This window comes from Roseomonas sp. SRI_022 (genome assembly GCF_057586215.1).
Window position 1 is genome coordinate 177,703 of the sequence record NZ_JBYCZL010000009.1, and the last position, 15,582, is coordinate 193,284.

Genomic DNA, 15,582 nt, shown 5'->3' on the forward strand with positions numbered 1-15,582 from the left:
GGCGGCGGAACGGTCCACCCGGCCGGGTCAGGCGGCAGGCATCGCCTGGATCGGGAAGCCGGCGAGCACGCCTTCGACGCCAAGGCGTCGCTCCAGTTCGGGCAGTGTTGCCCGCGCAACCGCGATGACCGATGCCTGGAGGTCCGGCGAGGGATCACCGCCGCGTGCCGCGCGCTGCAGCGCCTCAGCCTCCTCGGCCAGACGGCTGGCGCCGAGGGTCCGGGCTGCGCCGACCAATCGGTGCGCGGCGTGCTGGACATGCCCGGCATCGGCCTTCTCGGCAGGCGATGCGTTGGTCAGCAGCGACAGGGCGCGGCGCACCTCGCCAACGAATTCGGCGAGGATCCCATGAGCGGCGTGGCCGAGTTCGCGCTCGAGCAGATCGAGTGTCGTGGCATCGATATAGGGTGCGGTCGGCGCGACATCCGCTGGCGTGGGAGCTGGGCCCGCACGGCGCATGGGCAGTTCCCTCAGGATCTGCAGCAGCGCCTGGCGGTCGATCGGCTTGGCGAGATGCGCATCCATGCCGGCGCGCCGGGTTGCCTCGATCTGGTCAGGCAGAGCAGAGGCGGTGAGCGCGATCACCGGCACAGCACAGGACGGAGGCGGCAGCGCCCGAATACGCCGCGTCACCTCGAAACCATCCATGCCAGGCATCTGCAGGTCCATCAGCACGGCGTCGAAGGTTCCGTTCGATAGGGCAAGCAGTGCGCCGGCGCCGTCTTCCGCAACCTCAACGGTGTGGCCGGCGCTGCGCAACATGGCCTGCGCGATCTGGCGATTGGCTGCCACGTCGTCCACCACAAGGATCCGCTGCGGCGCGTGCTCGGCCGGGGCTGCGGCGGCACCGCCCGCCGTGACGTTCTCGGCGACGGGCATGGCAGTGGCGCGCAGCGGGATCTCGAACCAGAAGAGTGCGCCGCCGCCGGACGCGTCCTGGCACCCGATCTCGCCTTCCATCAGCGCCACCAGCCGGGCCGAGATGGCAAGGCCAAGGCCGGTGCCCTGACCATCGGCCGTGCCCTGCGGGGTGAGCTGGACGAAATCCTCGAACAGGAGGTGTCGCTTCTCGGCGGGGATGCCGGGCCCGGTATCCTGCACCTCGATCCGCAGGCGATCGCTTTCGAGGCGATGTGCCCGCAGATCCACCCGCCCGCCGCCGGGCGTGAACTTCACCGCGTTGGACAGAAGGTTCAGCAGAAGCTGGCGAAGCCGCGTGGGATCAAGCTCGGCGGCTTGGGGCAGGGTCGGGTCGATATCAAGGTGGAAGGACAATGTCTTGCGCGCGATCTCAGGTGCGAGAAGGGTGGCGCAACCGTCGAGCAAGGGGCGCAAGGCGACGGCGGACGGCGCGAGATCGAGCTTGCCGGCCTCGATCTTCGAAAGATCGAGCAAGCCGTTCACCAGGTCGAGCAGGTGCCGTCCGGCCTCGTGCAGTGTTTTCACCTGTTCGCGTTGCTCGGGTTCGAGCCGCGGATCCTGGAGCAGCACCTGGGCGAACCCGAGCACCCCGTTCAGCGGTGTCCGCAACTCGTGCGACACACGCGCGAGGAAGCGGCTCTTGGCCTCGCCGGCCGCAGCTGCCGCGTCGCGCGCGGCGGCCAACTCCTGCATGGCGCGTTTCAGCGCGGTGATGTCGGTGCGGATGCCCACGGTACCGCCATCGGGCGTGCGCCGTTCCGTGATGAGCACCCAGCGCCCGTCCGGCAGCAAACGTTCCATCGATGGCTGATCGCCAAGGTGGAAGGTTTTGCTCTCGGTGACGAAGGCCTCGATGTCGTTGCCCGCCTGAGGATACTGACCGCGCTTCGCCCCCTCCCGCATGATCTCGTCGAAGCTGGCGCCGGGTTGGATGAAGGGTGCGCTAAGCCGATAGAAATCCTTGTAGCGACTGTTGCAGACGGTGAGCCGATCCGTGGCGTCGAACATCACGAAGCCGTCCGACATCGCCTCCAGCGCGTTCTCCAGGGTCAAGCGCGCACGCGCGCGCTCCGCTTCCGCCCGGTCGCGTTGCCGAAGCATGACCATCAGGGCCAGCGCCACCGAGATGATCACCATGCCGAGCACGCTGGACACCGCGAAGGCGCGCACCCGGTCGCGATACCAGCCGGCCAGCGCGGCATCGGCCTCGATCGTCGTGGTGATCAGAAGCGTCGGGTACAGCGTCGGCCGCACCGAGGCGAAGACGGCGCTGCCGGTAAATCGGCTGACCGTCATCACCGCCTGCGCGCCGACACCCATTGCGCGGGCATTGGGCTGGAGGCGCTGGCCGATCCGCGTTTCATCGTGCGGCACCGACGTCAGCAGGATGCCGTCGTCGCGTTCCAGTGTCGTGCGCAGTCCGGGGCTCTCACCCGCGGCGGTGAGCAGCGAGCGGACCGCAGGCACGGGAACCTCGGCGACCGCTAGGACCGGCCCGAGGCCGACGATGGTCACGTTGCGGGCGAAGAACAGCGTCCATTCACCCGTTGAGGGATTCTGGATTGGGCCGCCGATGGATACGCCACCACCGCGTTCGACCAGCTCGGAGAAGCCGGTCTCGACCGGTAGCGGAAGCCGGCGACGGCGCGACACAGGCAGCGCGGTCGCCATGGGCAGGCCATTTGGGCCCAACAGGAGGATATCGCGATAGGTGAAGTTCTGGTTGTTCAGCTGGCGCAGCACGCGGTTCAGCACCGCGGTGTCCATCTGCCCGTTCGGCGCGAAATGCGCGAGGATCGCCGGCAAGCCGGCCAGCATCGCATCGACCTGGACAAAGGCGCGGTTGATCGACGTCTCGCTCGCCAGGCTGATACGTTCGACCGTGTCCTCCGCCGCGCGGATCTGCGCCTCCCGCGCGCGGCCGATGATCATCAGCGTCGCCGCTGTTTGTGCGAGCAACAGGATGATGGCGCCGATGAAGATGGTCCGGCGGAGGAAGACGGTGTTCTGCATCGTCACTCGAGGTGCGCGGTCACGCCCAGGGCTGGGGCGAGCCGCGTATTCCAGGCGTCGACGCAAGGTTCGCCGCAGCGCCGCACCCAGCCAGGGAGGACGGTCTCGGTCAGCAGGCGGATACGCCGTTCCTGATCAGCCTGCGATACCGGGACAATGGTCGCCTGGCCGCGGCGCCCATTGGTGCAGGCCGGCAACCCGGCGTTGCAGGCGAAGCCTTCCACCGTCTCCACCTCCGCCGCATCCCAGATCTGGCGTTCGAGCGTGCCGATCTCCTGACGGATCATCGTGCGTGCCCAGTCCGGCAGCGCGGCCCAGGCGGCCCGATTGGCGGCGAATACGGAAAGGCCCCAGGTGATGGCCATGCTGTGCATGTAGGTCAGGACCTCATGCAGGCCTATCGCATTGGCGGACAGCGTGCCCGTCACCGCGCATTCGACGACGCCGGAGCGCACCGCCGCCAGCGTTTCTCCGAAGGGGATCACCACGGGCGTGGCGCCAAGCGCCGCGAACATCTCCGATTGTCCGACCGAGGAGGTACGGATGCGGCGGCCGGCCAGATCCGACAGGCCGTTGAAGCGTTCGCGGCAGAACACGACCTGCGCCGGATAGGTGTACATCGCCAGGAGCTCGACGTCGTAGCGCTCGGCCAGCAAGGTGGCGAGATGGGGGCGATACAGTTCCACGGTCCGCCGCAGCGCCGCCATGTCCGGGTTGACTGTCGGCAGGTCGACGGCATTGAGCTCCGGTTCCTCAGTGCTCACGACCGCAAGCAGGGCCGTGCCGAAGGGCACGACGCCCAGGCGCATCAGGGCCAGCATCTCCTGCGCCCTGATGCCGCTGCGGTCGAAGGGCGCGATCTCCGCCTGGATGCGCCCACCTGAAGCTTCCTGGATGCGCTGGCGCCAGAAGGGTTCCTCGTAGCGGACGTACTGGCTGACATCGGCCAGACCTCCGACGATCTTCAGGCGCAAGGGCTCCTGTCGTGCCGGCTGGGCGACCGCGCCGATCGCAGCCAGCACCGCAAGGACGGGCAGGAGCATCAGCGGGAGACGCCGGCGAAGCGCTGATCGCAACAAAGCTGCCTCCTGGACGTGCAGGGTCCGCGGGGATTTGCCACTCTTAGGCGAAGAATGTCACAGTCTCCATTAAAGAAACACACACTCGGGCATTGCCGGCCGGCAGGGCCGAGGGTCAGCCTGGCAGCGTCACCATGAAACCACATCGAAGCGCCATCGCGAGCCACCGGGGCGGGGCCTTCCTGTGGCCGGAGAACGGGCTGGCGGCCTTCCGCGCCACGGCGCTTCTGGCCCTGGACCAGGTCGAATGCGACGTTCACGCCTCGGCCGACGGTGAGGCAATCGTGATTCATGACGCGACGCTTGAACGGACCACGGATGGCTCGGGCACCGTCGTGGCGCGGAGCGCGGATGAACTCACCGGGTTGCGACTGAAGGGTGGCGCCGGCGAGACCGTGCCGCGTCTTGCCGACATGCTGGAGATCTACCGCAATTCGCCCATCGCGCCGCGGGTCGAGATCAAGGAGGGCGCCGATGGCCGGGCCTATCCCGGCCTGGCTGGACGTGTGCTCGGCGAGCTCGATCGGGCGGGGCTGCGGCAGCACAGCTGGATCATTGGCTTTGATGCGCCAACCATGGCCGAGGTTGCCGCCGCCGGCGGACTGGCCGGAGTCGCCTGGCTGCTCGAGCGGAAGACCTGGATGTCGCTTGGCCTGGCGGGGACCATTGCCGTTGCCAAGGCCTATGGCTTCCCTGAAGTCGGTGTGCACGAAGCCATGCTCGACGCGGATGCCTGCGCGACTCTGCGCGCCGCCGGCATCGGGATATCGGTGTGGGGCGCGAACCACGAAAGCTCCATCCGCCGTATGCTGGGCCTCGGCGTCGACCTGCTGGCCACGGATGATCCGCCGCTCGCCATCGCGCTGCGGGGATAAGGGATCGTTCCAGTCGCGGGTCCTTGTTGCCAGCACGTGGTTCGCGCACCTAACCTGTCCCCAGAAGGATCAAGGGGAGGCGCGGCGAGGTGGCTGGGAACCCGGCTATCCTGGAAGCGGACGCGGTCAGCTTGCGCTTTGGTGGCGTCAAGGCGCTGACCGATGTCTCCTTCGCGGTCCAGCGCGGGGAGATCTTCTCCATCATTGGCCCGAACGGCGCGGGCAAGACCTCGATGGTCAACTGCATCTCGGGGCGCTACCGGCCGACCGAAGGCCGCATCCTGTTTGAGGGGCGGGACGTCACCTCCCTGCGGCCGAACCGGCGCGCCGCGCTTGGCATCGGCCGGACGTTCCAGAACCTGGCGCTGTTCGGGCATATGAGCGTGCTCGACAACATCATGGTCGGCCGCCACACCCTGCTTGGCGCAGGCTTTCTGCGCGGCATGGTCTACTGGATCGGCGGTGCCCAGCGGGAGGAACTCGCGCACCGGCGGGAGGTCGAGGAGATCATCGACTTCCTCGAGATCCAGCACGTCCGCAAGGCGACCGCGGGCACGCTCTCCTACGGCTTGCGCAAGCGGGTCGAGCTGGCACGCGCCGTTGCGCTGAAGCCGCGCCTCATCCTCCTCGACGAGCCGATGGCGGGCATGAACCTCGAGGAAAAGGAGGACATGGCCCGCTTCATCGTCGACCTGAACGAGGAATGGGGCATGACCGTGCTGATGATCGAACATGACATGGGCGTGGTGATGGATATCAGCCACCGCGTCATGGTGCTCGATTTCGGCCGGAGAATCGCCGAAGGCGTGCCGGAGGCCGTGCTTGCCGACCCGCATGTCCGCCGTGCTTATCTCGGCGAAGCCGATGAGGCGCTCCAGGACGAGGACGAGCCCGCCACGGCATGACCAGCGCCGAGGACACGCTACCGCGCCTGCTTCGTCGCAATGCCCGCGAGCATGGCGACGACATCGCGATGCGCGAGAAGGAGTTCGGTATCTGGCGCGCCCTGCGCTGGTCCGAGGTGTCGGCCCGGACGCGCGATATCGCGCTCGGCCTGCAGGCCATCGGCGTGGGCACGGGCGAGGTGGTCGCACTGATCGGTGACAACCGTCCCGACTGGGTCATGGGCGAGATCGCCGCGCATGCGATCGGAGCCCGGTCGCTCGGCATCTATCGTGACGCATTGGATGACGAAGTCGCCTACCTGCTCGCCTTCAGCGGCGTGGTCGCCGTCATCGCTGAAGATGAGGAGCAGGTCGACAAGCTGCTCAATGTCTCGGAACAGGTGCCCAGCCTGCGGCGCATCGTCTATTGCGATCCGCGCGGCATGCGCAAGCACGCCGATCCACGCCTGCTGCCGATGGCCGAGCTGACACAGCGCGGGGCGGAGGCGGCCGCGGCCGATCCCGCCGCATGGGATACCCTGGTGGACGCGACGCGCGGCGAGGATATCGCGATCCTCTGCACGACCTCTGGCACCACGGCGCGGCCGAAGCTTGCGCAACTGACGGGCCGTGCGCTGATCCGCCATTGTGAAGCCTATCTCGCCGCTGATCCGAAGGGTCCGGAGGATGAATACGTCTCGGTACTGCCGCTGCCCTGGATCATGGAGCAGATCTATGTGCTCGGCTGGGGCCTGATCGCCCGCATGAAGGTCAATTTCGTCGAGGAACCTGAGACGATGATGGCCGATTTCCGGGAGATTGCGCCAACCTTCGTGCTGTTCGCGCCGCGCGTGTGGGAGGGCCTGGCCGCCGAGGTACGTGCACGGGTCATGGATGCCTCCCGCCTCAAGCAGCGGGCCTTCGAGGCCGGTATGCGCATGGGGCTTGCAGCCCTTGAGGCTGGTGGCCGGTCGATGTCGGCCGATGCGCTGCTGTTCCGCGCCCTGCGTGACCGGTTGGGCTTCACGCGGCTACGCTCGGCGGCGACTGGCGGCGCCGCGTTGGGGCCGGAGACCTTCCGCTTTTTCCAGGCGATGGGCGTTCCATTGCGCCAGCTCTACGGCCAGACCGAACTGCTTGGCGCCTATACGCTGCACCGGCCTGAGGCGGTCGATTTCGACACGGTCGGCGTGGCCTTCGGGCCGGAGGTCGAACTGCGCATCCACGAGCCGGATGCGAATGGCGTGGGCGAGATCGTGACGCGCCACCCGAACATGTTCTCCGGCTATCTCGGTATCGACGGCGTGCCGGACATGCACGACGGCTGGCTGCATACCGGCGATGCGGGATACTTCAACGCGCGAGGGCAGCTTGTTGTCATTGATCGCATCAAGGATATCGCGACGACCAGCGGCGGAGACCGGTTCTCACCACAGTTCATCGAGAACAAGCTGAAATTCAGCCCCTTTGTGGCGGAGGCGGTGATTCTCGGCGACCAGCGGCCGTATCTGGCCGCCATGATCTGCATTCGCTTCCCGATTGTCAGCAAATGGGCGGAGCGCAACCGCATCGCCTTCACCACTTATAGCGACCTGTCTGCGCGGCCCGAGGTTCTGGGCAAGATCCGCGAGGAGGTGGCGAAGGTGAACGCTTCGCTACCGCCGGCGCAGCGCATCCGTAACTTCATCCTGCTCTACAAGGAACTGGACGCGGATGACGAGGAGTTGACGCGCACGCGCAAGGTGCGCCGCGGCGTCATAAACCAGAAATACGGCGAGATCATCGGGGCGATCTACGACGGCACCGATGCGATTCCCGTGGATACGACGATCGCCTTCCAGGACGGCACGAAGCAGCGGATCCGGACCGTGCTGCAGGTCATGCGGATGGAGGCGGCGCGCGAGCCGGCGTCCGCCTTGGCCGAGGGGGGCTGAATGGATACGACGCTGCTGTTCCAATTGGTGCTGAACGGGCTGATCGTCGGCGCGTTGTATGGCGTCGTCGCGATGTCCTTCGTGCTGATCTACAAGGCGTCGCAGGTGGTGAACTTCGCCCAGGGCGAGTTCCTGCTGGTTGGCGCCTGGGTCTGCTGGTGGATGCTGACCTATTGGCAACTCCCGATATGGGCCGGCTTCCTGGTCACGCTCGCCTTCATGACGATGTTCGGCATCGTGCTGCAGGTGATCGTGCTGCGGCCACTGATCGGCGAGCCGGTGATCAGCGTCATCATGGCGACGGTCGGCCTGTCGATCTTCTTCCAGGCGCTCATGAAATGGATCTTTGGCGTCTTCGCCCAACCCTTCCCGCCAATCTTCACCGTTGAACGCGTTCGTGTCCTGGGGCTCGAGGTGCAGTCGGTTTATCTCGCAAGCCTCGGCGTCTCGGCGCTGATCATGCTCGGCTTCTGGTGGTTCTTCACCTACTCGAAGCATGGCTTGGCCATGCGCGCGACCGCTTTCGACCAGCAGGTGGCGCAGTCGCTCGGTGTCTCCGTCCCGCGTGTCTTCGCCATGTCCTGGGCGATTTCGGCCGTGGTGTCCGCTGTCGCCGGGGTGGTGGTGGGCGTGGTGAACGGCGTGTCCTCGGCGCTGTCCTTCTATGGCATCAAGGTGTTTCCCGCGGTGATCCTGGGCGGGCTGGATTCCATCGTCGGCGCGGTGCTGGGCGGGCTGATCATCGGCGTGCTCGAGAACGTCGCGCAATACGTCGATGCGCAATGGCTGAACTGGGGGAACATGTACCAAATTGCCCCCTTCTACGCGTTGATCCTGATCCTGCTGGTCAAGCCCTACGGCCTGTTCGGCACCCGCAATATCGAGCGGGTCTGACGGCGCCATGGCCACCATGACCCCGGCCGGGGATTTCCGCAGCAGCTACCGCGCCGATACCACGATCTTCCCGGCGCGCAATGCTCGCTTTGCCATACTGGTGGGGCTTGCGGTGCTCTGCGCAGCGCCGCTCGTCGCCGGACGGTATGAACTCGGGCTGCTGATCGCCATCGGCTACAGCGCGATTGCCGCGCTGGGACTGAATATCCTGGTTGGGTTCACCGGCCAGATCTCGATCGGGCATGCCGCCTTCTTCGGCTTTGGCGCCTTCGCCTCGGCACTGCTGGCGGAACATCATGTGCCGGTGCCCCTGGCGATCTGGGGAGCGGGGCTGATGACCGCCGTGGTGGGCCTGGTCTTCGGCGCGCCCGCGGCGCGGCTGAAGGGTCTCTACCTCGCCATCGCGACGCTGGCCGCGCAGTTCATCCTCGAGGACTTCTTCGCCCGCGCGCGCTGGTTCTCCGGCGGCGTGGCCGGGCGCGTCACCGAACCCTACGCCTTGTTCGGAATGCGCTTCGACCGGGAGGAGACCTACTTCTATATCGTCCTAGCCCATGTCGTCGTGATGTTCGTCGCTGCGGCGAACCTGATGCGCACGCGGGACGGGCGGGCGCTGATCGCTGTGCGGGATCACTACCTGTCCGCCGAGATGATGGGCATCAATCTTGCCTATTACCGCACGCTGTCCTTCGGCATCGCGTCCTTCTATGCCGGCATCGCCGGGGCGCTCTACGCGCACTACCTGCTCTTCGTCAGTGTCGAGGCCTTCAACATCCTCTACTCGATCCAGTTCCTCGCCATGATCATCATCGGCGGGCTGGGATCGGTGATGGGCAGCATGATGGGCGCCGCCTTCATGGTGCTGCTGCCGGAAGTTGTGCAGTCCGGCGCGGACCTGCTTGCCGGCGGCGCGATCGATCGTGCCCTGCGCCTCGGCGCATCGATCTCCTTCCTGCGGGAGATGGCGATCGGTGCGGCGATCATCCTGTTCCTGATTTTTGAGCCGGACGGGCTCGCGCATCGCTGGCGCATGATCAGGGCGTATTGGAAACTCTACCCGTTCTCGCATTGAGGCCGGCCAACGGCCCGCATGATCCAAGGAGGAACCACCGGATGAGATTCTCGCTTCCCCTGCTTGCCGGCGTGCTGATTGCCGCAGGCCCCGCCTTGGCCCAGGCGCCGATCCCGGTCGGGCACCTGATGGACAATTCCGGTGCGACGTCGGATGTCGGTGTGCCCTACGGGCAGGGCGTCGGCGATACGCTGAACTGGGTGAACCAGACCCGCAACGGCGTGGCCGGGCGCCGGCTCGCTGTTTCAGGCTTCGACTATGGTTATCAGGCGCCGCGCGCCGTCAGCCAGTATCAGTCCTGGGCGCAACGCGAGCGTGTCGTGGCGATCCAGGGATGGGGCACCGCGGACACCGAGGCGCTGGTCCGCTTCGTCACACGCGACCGCATTCCCTTCATCTCCGCGTCGTATTCAGCCGCGCTGACCGATGCCGGCGGGCGTTCGGGCCGACAGGGGGTGGAGGCCGCGCCGTTCAATTTCTTCTACGGCCCGTCCTATTCGGATGCCCTGCGCGGCATGCTGCAATGGGCCGCGGATGACTGGCGTGCTCGGGGCCAGCAGGGCCGGCCGCGCTATGTGCACATGGGCGCCAACCATCCCTACCCGAACAGCCCGAAGGAGGCCGGTGAGGCCCTGGCCCGCGAGCTCGGCTTCGAAGTGCTGCCGGCAATTCAGTTCGCGCTGACGCCGGGCGACTACACGGCGCAATGCCTGACGCTGAAGAACCAGGGGGCGCACTATGCCTATCTCGGCAATACCGCGGGATCGAACATCTCGGTGCTGCGGGCCTGCCAGACGGTCGGCGTCCAGGTGCAGTTCCTCGGCAATGTCTGGGGCATGGACGAGAATGCGATGAAGGCCGCCGGTACGGCGGCGAACGGCGTCGTCTTCCCTGTCCGTACGGAGGCCGTCTGGGGCGGCACCGGGCCGGGCATGGATACGATCCGCGCCATCAGCCGCACCTCCGATCCGTCAGGCAATGCTTACCGTCCAGTGCACTACCTGGCGGGCGCCTGCGCTGCCATGCTGATGGTCGAGGCGATGGAGACAGCCGCGGCCAATGGCGGCCAGGTGAATGGCGAACGGATCCGCGATGGCTTCTACGCCCGGCAGAACTGGGTGCCGAACGGATTCCAGGGCGTCTGTGCCCCATCGAACTTCACCGCAACGGATCATCGCGGGACGATGCGCGTCGCGCTTTATCGCGCGCTTGTGACGGGGAACACGTCGCAGGGGTCGGTGCAGGAACTGATGGCGGCCGGCACCATGGCCCTGCAGGCGGTCGCGACGATCGACCTGCCGCGCCGCGCTGACTGGCTCGGCTGGTGATGAGCGGACAGGGCGCGCCGGCGATGGAGGTGCGGGGGGCGACCTCCGCACCGTCTCTCCTCGAGGTGAAGAACATCGAGGTGGTCTACAACGAGGTGATCCTCGTGCTGCGCGGCCTGTCGCTCTCCGTCCCGAAGGGGCAGATCGTCGCGCTGCTCGGCGCCAATGGTGCGGGGAAGTCGACCACACTGAAGGCGATCTCGGGTCTGCTGCGAACCGAGGAAGGCGAGGTCACGCGCGGCGACATCCTGTTCGGTGGCGAACGCATCAACGGCACTGATCCCGACCGCATCGTGCGCCGCGGCATCTTCCAGGTGATGGAGGGGCGCCGGATCATCGCGGACATGACCTGCGTGGAGAATCTCCGCCTCGGCGCCTTCATTCGCAGTGACCCCGATGTGAAGCGCGACATCGACATGGTGTTTGACTACTTCCCGCGGCTGCGCGAGCGGACCGGGCTCGCGGGCTATCTCTCCGGTGGGGAGCAGCAGATGCTGGCGATCGGGCGGGCGCTGATGGCGCGCCCGCGGCTGATCCTGATGGATGAGCCTTCGATGGGCCTGTCCCCTCTCCTGGTGAAGGAAGTCTTCGGGATCATCCGGCGGCTCAACCGCGACCTCGGCATCACGATCCTGCTCGTGGAACAGAATGCCCGGATGGCGCTGTCCGTCGCCTCCTACGGCTACATCATGGAGCAGGGCAAGGTGGTGCTGGACGGCGAGGCAACGGCCCTGGCGGAGAATGAGGACGTGAAGGAGTTCTACCTGGGTGGCCATGGCGCCGACCGGAAATCCTTCCGCAACCTGAAATCCTACAAGCGGCGGAAGCGCTGGCTGTGAGAGACACGGCCCTGCTCCCGGATGCGGCGAGCTACGACGATCTCGTCGCGCGCTTCCACTGGGACATCCCGCCGAGCTTCAACGTCGCGCAGGCCTGCTGCGACCGATGGGCCGATGGTAGTGGCCGGCTCGCCCTGACTAATGTCACACCGGGCGCCGCGCCGGAACGGATCACCTTCGACACGCTGCGCGAGACCTCGGCGCGGCTTGGGGCAGTCCTGGAGGCACAAGGCGTCGAGCGTGGCGACCGCGTCGCGGTGCTTCTTCCGCAGGGCGCGGAGGCGGCGATTGCGCATCTCGCGGCCTACCGGATCGGCGCGATCGCGGTGCCGCTGTTCCAGCTTTTCGGCCCCGATGCGCTGGAGTTCCGGCTGCGGGATTCTGGCGCCCGTGCCGTGATCACGGACGATGTCGGCCTCGCGAAGCTCTCCGGTATCCGCGACAATCTTGGCGAGTTGCGGGTGATCCTGAACGCGGACGGCGCGCGGCCCGGGGCATCGTCACTGTGGGAGGAGATGCAGCGTACGCACGGCGATGGCGCACCCGTGCAAACCTCGGCCGATGATCCGGCGCTGATCATCTACACCTCGGGGACCACGGGTGCACCAAAGGGGGCATTGCTGGCCCATCGCGTATTGCTCGGCCACCTGCCGGGCGTGGAGATGCCGCAGGAATTGTTCCCACGTCCCGGAGACCGGTTCTGGACGCCGGCGGACTGGGCCTGGATCGGCGGCCTGCTCGATGTGCTTCTGCCCTCGCTTTATCACGGCGTTTCCGTGGTCTCGCATCGGATGGCGAAGTTCGACCCCGAGCATGCCTTTCGACTGCTGGCGGAACACGAGATCCGCAATGCCTTCCTGCCGCCGACGGCGCTGCGCATGATGCGCCAGGTCAGCGAACCGGCGCGCTTCGGCCATCGCGTCCGCAGCATCGGCAGCGGTGGGGAGACGCTGGGTGCCGAGATGCTGGACTGGGGGCGCAACGCCTTCGGCATCACGATCAATGAGTTCTACGGCCAGACGGAATGCAACCTGGTCATCGCCAATTGCGCGGGTTTGATGCCGGTCCGTCCGGGACTGATGGGCCGCGCTGTGCCGGGGCATGAGGTAGCGATCCTCGATGCTGAGGGCTTGCCGCGGCAGCCGGGCGAACCGGGCATGATCGCCGTGCGCCGCCCCGATCCGGTGATGTTTCTCGGCTATTGGAACAACCCGGAGGCGACGGCGGCGAAGTTCAACGGCGACTGGCTGCTGACCGGCGATGCCGGCGTGCAGGAGGAGGATGGCTGTTTCCGCTTCATCGGACGCGCCGATGACGTCATTACCTCATCGGGCTATCGGATCGGCCCAGGAGAGATCGAGGATTGTCTGCTTCGGCACCCATCCGTGGCGATGGCGGCGGTGATCGGGCTGCCTGACGTGATCCGCACCGAGGCCGTGACAGCGGTGGTCGTGCCGCGACCTGGCATTGATCCCAACCCAGTGCTGGCGGATGAGCTCCAGAGCTTCGTCCGGGCGCGCCTTGCCGCGCATCTCTACCCCCGGCGGGTCATCTTCGCCGAAAGCCTGCCTTTGACCGCGACCGGGAAGGTGATGCGCGTGACCTTGCGGCAAATGCTTGGCAGTGGCCTGAACACGCCCAATTCTTGACGGCGAGGTGACCGAATGCCCGCGAACCAGATCCCGACCCTCGATTTCAACCTCGGCGATGAGGTGGACATGCTGCGCGACAGCGTCCGCTCCTTCGCCGCCGAGCGCATCGCGCCGATCGCCGCCGAGATCGATCGGACCGACGAGTTTCCGCGCCATCTCTGGCCGGAGATGGGCGCGCTCGGCCTGCATGGCATCACGGTCGAGGAAGAGTATGGCGGTGCGAACATGGGCTATGTCGCCCATTGCGTCGCGATGGAGGAAGTGAGCCGCGCTTCGGCCTCCGTGGGCCTGTCCTACGGCGCGCATTCGAACCTCTGCGTCAACCAGATCCGCCGCAATGGTAGCGATGAGCAGAAGCGGCGCTATCTGCCGAAGCTGATCTCCGGCGAGCACCTTGGCGCGCTGGCCATGAGCGAACCCGGCGCGGGCAGCGATGTCGTTTCGATGCGGCTGCGCGCCGACAAGCGCGGCGACCGCTACGTGCTGAACGGCACCAAGATGTGGATCACCAACGCGCACTATGCCGAAACCATGGTCGTTTACGCCAAGACTGATCCGGCGGCGGGACCCAAGGGCATCACCGCCTTCATCGTCGAGCGCGACTTCAAGGGATTCCGGCCGGCGCAGAAGCTCGACAAGCTCGGCATGCGCGGCTCGCCGACCTCGGAACTCGTCTTCGAGGATTGCGAGGTGCCGGCGGAGAATGTCCTCGGCGAGGTCGGCGGCGGGGTGCGGGTGCTGATGTCGGGTCTCGACTACGAACGCGCGGTGCTGGCGGCAGGGCCGCTCGGGATCATGCAGGCATGCCTCGACCTGGTGGTGCCCTATGTCCACGAACGCAAGCAGTTCGGGCAGGCGATCGGCGAATTCCAACTGATCCAGGCGAAGCTCGCCGACATGTACACGCAGCTCAGCGCGTGTCGCGCCTATGTCTACGCCGTGGCACGCGCGTGCGACCAAGGGCGCACCACGCGCAAGGATGCCGCCGGTGCGATCCTGTTCGCGGCGGAAGCAGCAACCAAGGCGTCGCTGGATGCCATCCAGATCCTCGGCGGCAATGGCTACATCAATGACAATGCGACGGGGCGGTTGCTGCGGGACGCGAAGCTGTACGAGATCGGTGCGGGCACCAGCGAGATCCGCCGCATGCTGATCGGGCGCGAATTGTTCAAGGAGACGGCGTGACTCGCGTTCCCGCTTCCTCCATCGATCCGCGCTCGGAGGCGGTCCGGGCGAATGCGGCGACGATGCGCGGGTTGCTCGGCCGGCTGACGGATGGTGCGCGGCATGCTGCGCTTGGTGCCTTTCACGCTGAATGATGGCGTCGTCAGCCTCACCTTCGCCGGAGAGGACCAGGTCGACCTCTACGCGCCGCTTGGCGAGCAAGCCGCTGCGGAGGGCCGGCTGTCGGCACCGCTCCCGGGGCGCGTGTGCGGGCGCTGGTCGATGTCGGCCACCGCGTCTCGCACGGTCAGGTCATTGCGATCCCTGAGGCGATGAAGACGGAGTCGCGCATCGCCGCACCGGCGGATGGCATCGTCGCCCCTGTCGGCTGCGCGGCGGGCGACAGTGTCGAGAAAGGGATGGGGATCGTCACCCTCGCGCCGCTGGACGGGGACGCATCGCTTCCCTGATCGGATGGCGCAGCAGCAGTCCTGACCGGCGAAAAGCACAGCCGAGATGGATCGCCGCCGGCATGGCGGCATAGGCCGCCTGCAGCGGCAGCAGGCGAAGCAGGGCGGCCAGCGCCTCGCTGCGCGCACCGCGCTGCGCGAGGGCGCAGGCAAGTAGCAATGCGGCTTCCTGCGGCGCCACCCTCTGGCAGAGCGGGCAGCCCGCCTGGATTGGCGCGGCGCGCAGGAGGGCGTCGAGTGGGGGGGCGGCCGGTCCGGCATCCTCGGTGGCAAGGATCATCGCGGCGGCGGGAAGCGGCGGCCGGCCGGCACGGGCAGCGCCATGCCAGGCGCGGACCGCGTCCAGCAACAGCTTTTCCTGCGCTGGCAGGTCGTCCGCCATGGTCCCGGCCCAGGGCCAGTCCGGGAGTCCGCTGATCGCCATGCAGAATCCTCTCGTTGCGTTCCGCAAGGCTAG

The 15,582-nt window shown here is 66.9% G+C and carries 14 protein-coding genes; 11 read left to right on the forward strand and 3 right to left on the reverse strand.

Going from position 1 to position 15,582, the window contains the following annotated elements:
- Window positions 1–27 precede the first annotated feature (27 nt).
- Both AC2YHJ_RS11565 and AC2YHJ_RS11570 read right to left on the reverse strand, forming a co-directional pair.
- Window positions 28–2,934: an ATP-binding protein gene (locus tag AC2YHJ_RS11565; RefSeq protein ID WP_487396146.1), complete on the reverse strand. Its 2,907-nt coding sequence runs from the start codon at window positions 2,932–2,934 to the stop codon at window positions 28–30.
- Window positions 2,935–2,936: 2 nt separating this feature from the next.
- The gene (locus tag AC2YHJ_RS11570; RefSeq protein ID WP_487396148.1) at window positions 2,937–3,977 is read right to left on the reverse strand and encodes a TRAP transporter substrate-binding protein; all 1,041 of its coding nucleotides are present in this window, start codon (window positions 3,975–3,977) and stop codon (window positions 2,937–2,939) included.
- 170 nt (window positions 3,978–4,147) lie between these two features.
- Here AC2YHJ_RS11570 and AC2YHJ_RS11575 point away from each other — a divergent pair, with 170 nt between their 5' ends.
- The 11 genes from AC2YHJ_RS11575 to AC2YHJ_RS11625 all read left to right on the forward strand — a co-directional run bounded on the left by AC2YHJ_RS11575 (window position 4,148) and on the right by AC2YHJ_RS11625 (window position 15,125).
- Entirely contained in the window at window positions 4,148–4,888 is a 741-nt protein-coding gene (locus tag AC2YHJ_RS11575; RefSeq protein ID WP_487396149.1) for a glycerophosphodiester phosphodiesterase family protein, read from the forward strand.
- Window positions 4,889–4,977: 89 nt separating this feature from the next.
- A complete protein-coding gene (locus AC2YHJ_RS11580; protein ID WP_487396151.1) occupies window positions 4,978–5,793 on the forward strand; it encodes an ABC transporter ATP-binding protein in 816 nt (271 codons plus the stop codon).
- Window positions 5,790–7,706 (forward strand): AMP-binding protein, encoded by a 1,917-nt coding sequence (locus tag AC2YHJ_RS11585; RefSeq protein WP_487396153.1) that lies wholly within the window; start codon window positions 5,790–5,792, stop codon window positions 7,704–7,706. The genes AC2YHJ_RS11580 and AC2YHJ_RS11585 overlap by 4 nt, the downstream gene beginning before the upstream one ends.
- Complete coding sequence (locus AC2YHJ_RS11590; RefSeq protein WP_487396155.1) at window positions 7,707–8,600, forward strand: branched-chain amino acid ABC transporter permease; 894 nt, start codon at window positions 7,707–7,709, stop codon at window positions 8,598–8,600. It abuts the gene before it with no gap.
- A gap of 7 nt (window positions 8,601–8,607) precedes the next feature.
- A complete protein-coding gene (locus AC2YHJ_RS11595) occupies window positions 8,608–9,672 on the forward strand; it encodes a branched-chain amino acid ABC transporter permease (RefSeq protein WP_487396157.1) in 1,065 nt (354 codons plus the stop codon).
- 41 nt (window positions 9,673–9,713) lie between these two features.
- Window positions 9,714–11,000 (forward strand): ABC transporter substrate-binding protein, encoded by a 1,287-nt coding sequence (locus tag AC2YHJ_RS11600; RefSeq protein ID WP_487396158.1) that lies wholly within the window; start codon window positions 9,714–9,716, stop codon window positions 10,998–11,000.
- Window positions 11,000–11,839, forward strand: a complete 840-nt coding sequence (locus tag AC2YHJ_RS11605) for an ABC transporter ATP-binding protein (RefSeq protein ID WP_487396160.1) — start codon at window positions 11,000–11,002, stop codon at window positions 11,837–11,839. The genes AC2YHJ_RS11600 and AC2YHJ_RS11605 overlap by 1 nt, the downstream gene beginning before the upstream one ends.
- Complete coding sequence (locus AC2YHJ_RS11610) at window positions 11,836–13,488, forward strand: acyl-CoA synthetase (protein ID WP_487396161.1); 1,653 nt, start codon at window positions 11,836–11,838, stop codon at window positions 13,486–13,488. Before AC2YHJ_RS11605 ends, AC2YHJ_RS11610 begins: the two co-directional genes overlap by 4 nt.
- 15 nt (window positions 13,489–13,503) lie before the next feature.
- Complete coding sequence (locus AC2YHJ_RS11615; RefSeq protein ID WP_487396163.1) at window positions 13,504–14,676, forward strand: isovaleryl-CoA dehydrogenase; 1,173 nt, start codon at window positions 13,504–13,506, stop codon at window positions 14,674–14,676.
- A complete protein-coding gene (locus AC2YHJ_RS11620) occupies window positions 14,673–14,810 on the forward strand; it encodes a hypothetical protein (RefSeq protein ID WP_487396164.1) in 138 nt (45 codons plus the stop codon). The genes AC2YHJ_RS11615 and AC2YHJ_RS11620 overlap by 4 nt, the downstream gene beginning before the upstream one ends.
- Before the next feature lie 111 nt (window positions 14,811–14,921).
- Entirely contained in the window at window positions 14,922–15,125 is a 204-nt protein-coding gene (locus AC2YHJ_RS11625; RefSeq protein ID WP_487396166.1) for an acyl-CoA carboxylase biotin carboxyl carrier protein subunit, read from the forward strand.
- Here the strand turns inward: AC2YHJ_RS11625 and AC2YHJ_RS11630 are convergent.
- Window positions 15,085–15,549 carry a hypothetical protein gene (locus AC2YHJ_RS11630; RefSeq protein ID WP_487396167.1) on the reverse strand — a complete coding sequence of 155 codons (465 nt, stop codon included), beginning with the start codon at window positions 15,547–15,549 and terminating at the stop codon, window positions 15,085–15,087. The genes AC2YHJ_RS11625 and AC2YHJ_RS11630 overlap by 41 nt on opposite strands.
- Between the last annotated feature and the right edge of the window lie 33 nt (window positions 15,550–15,582).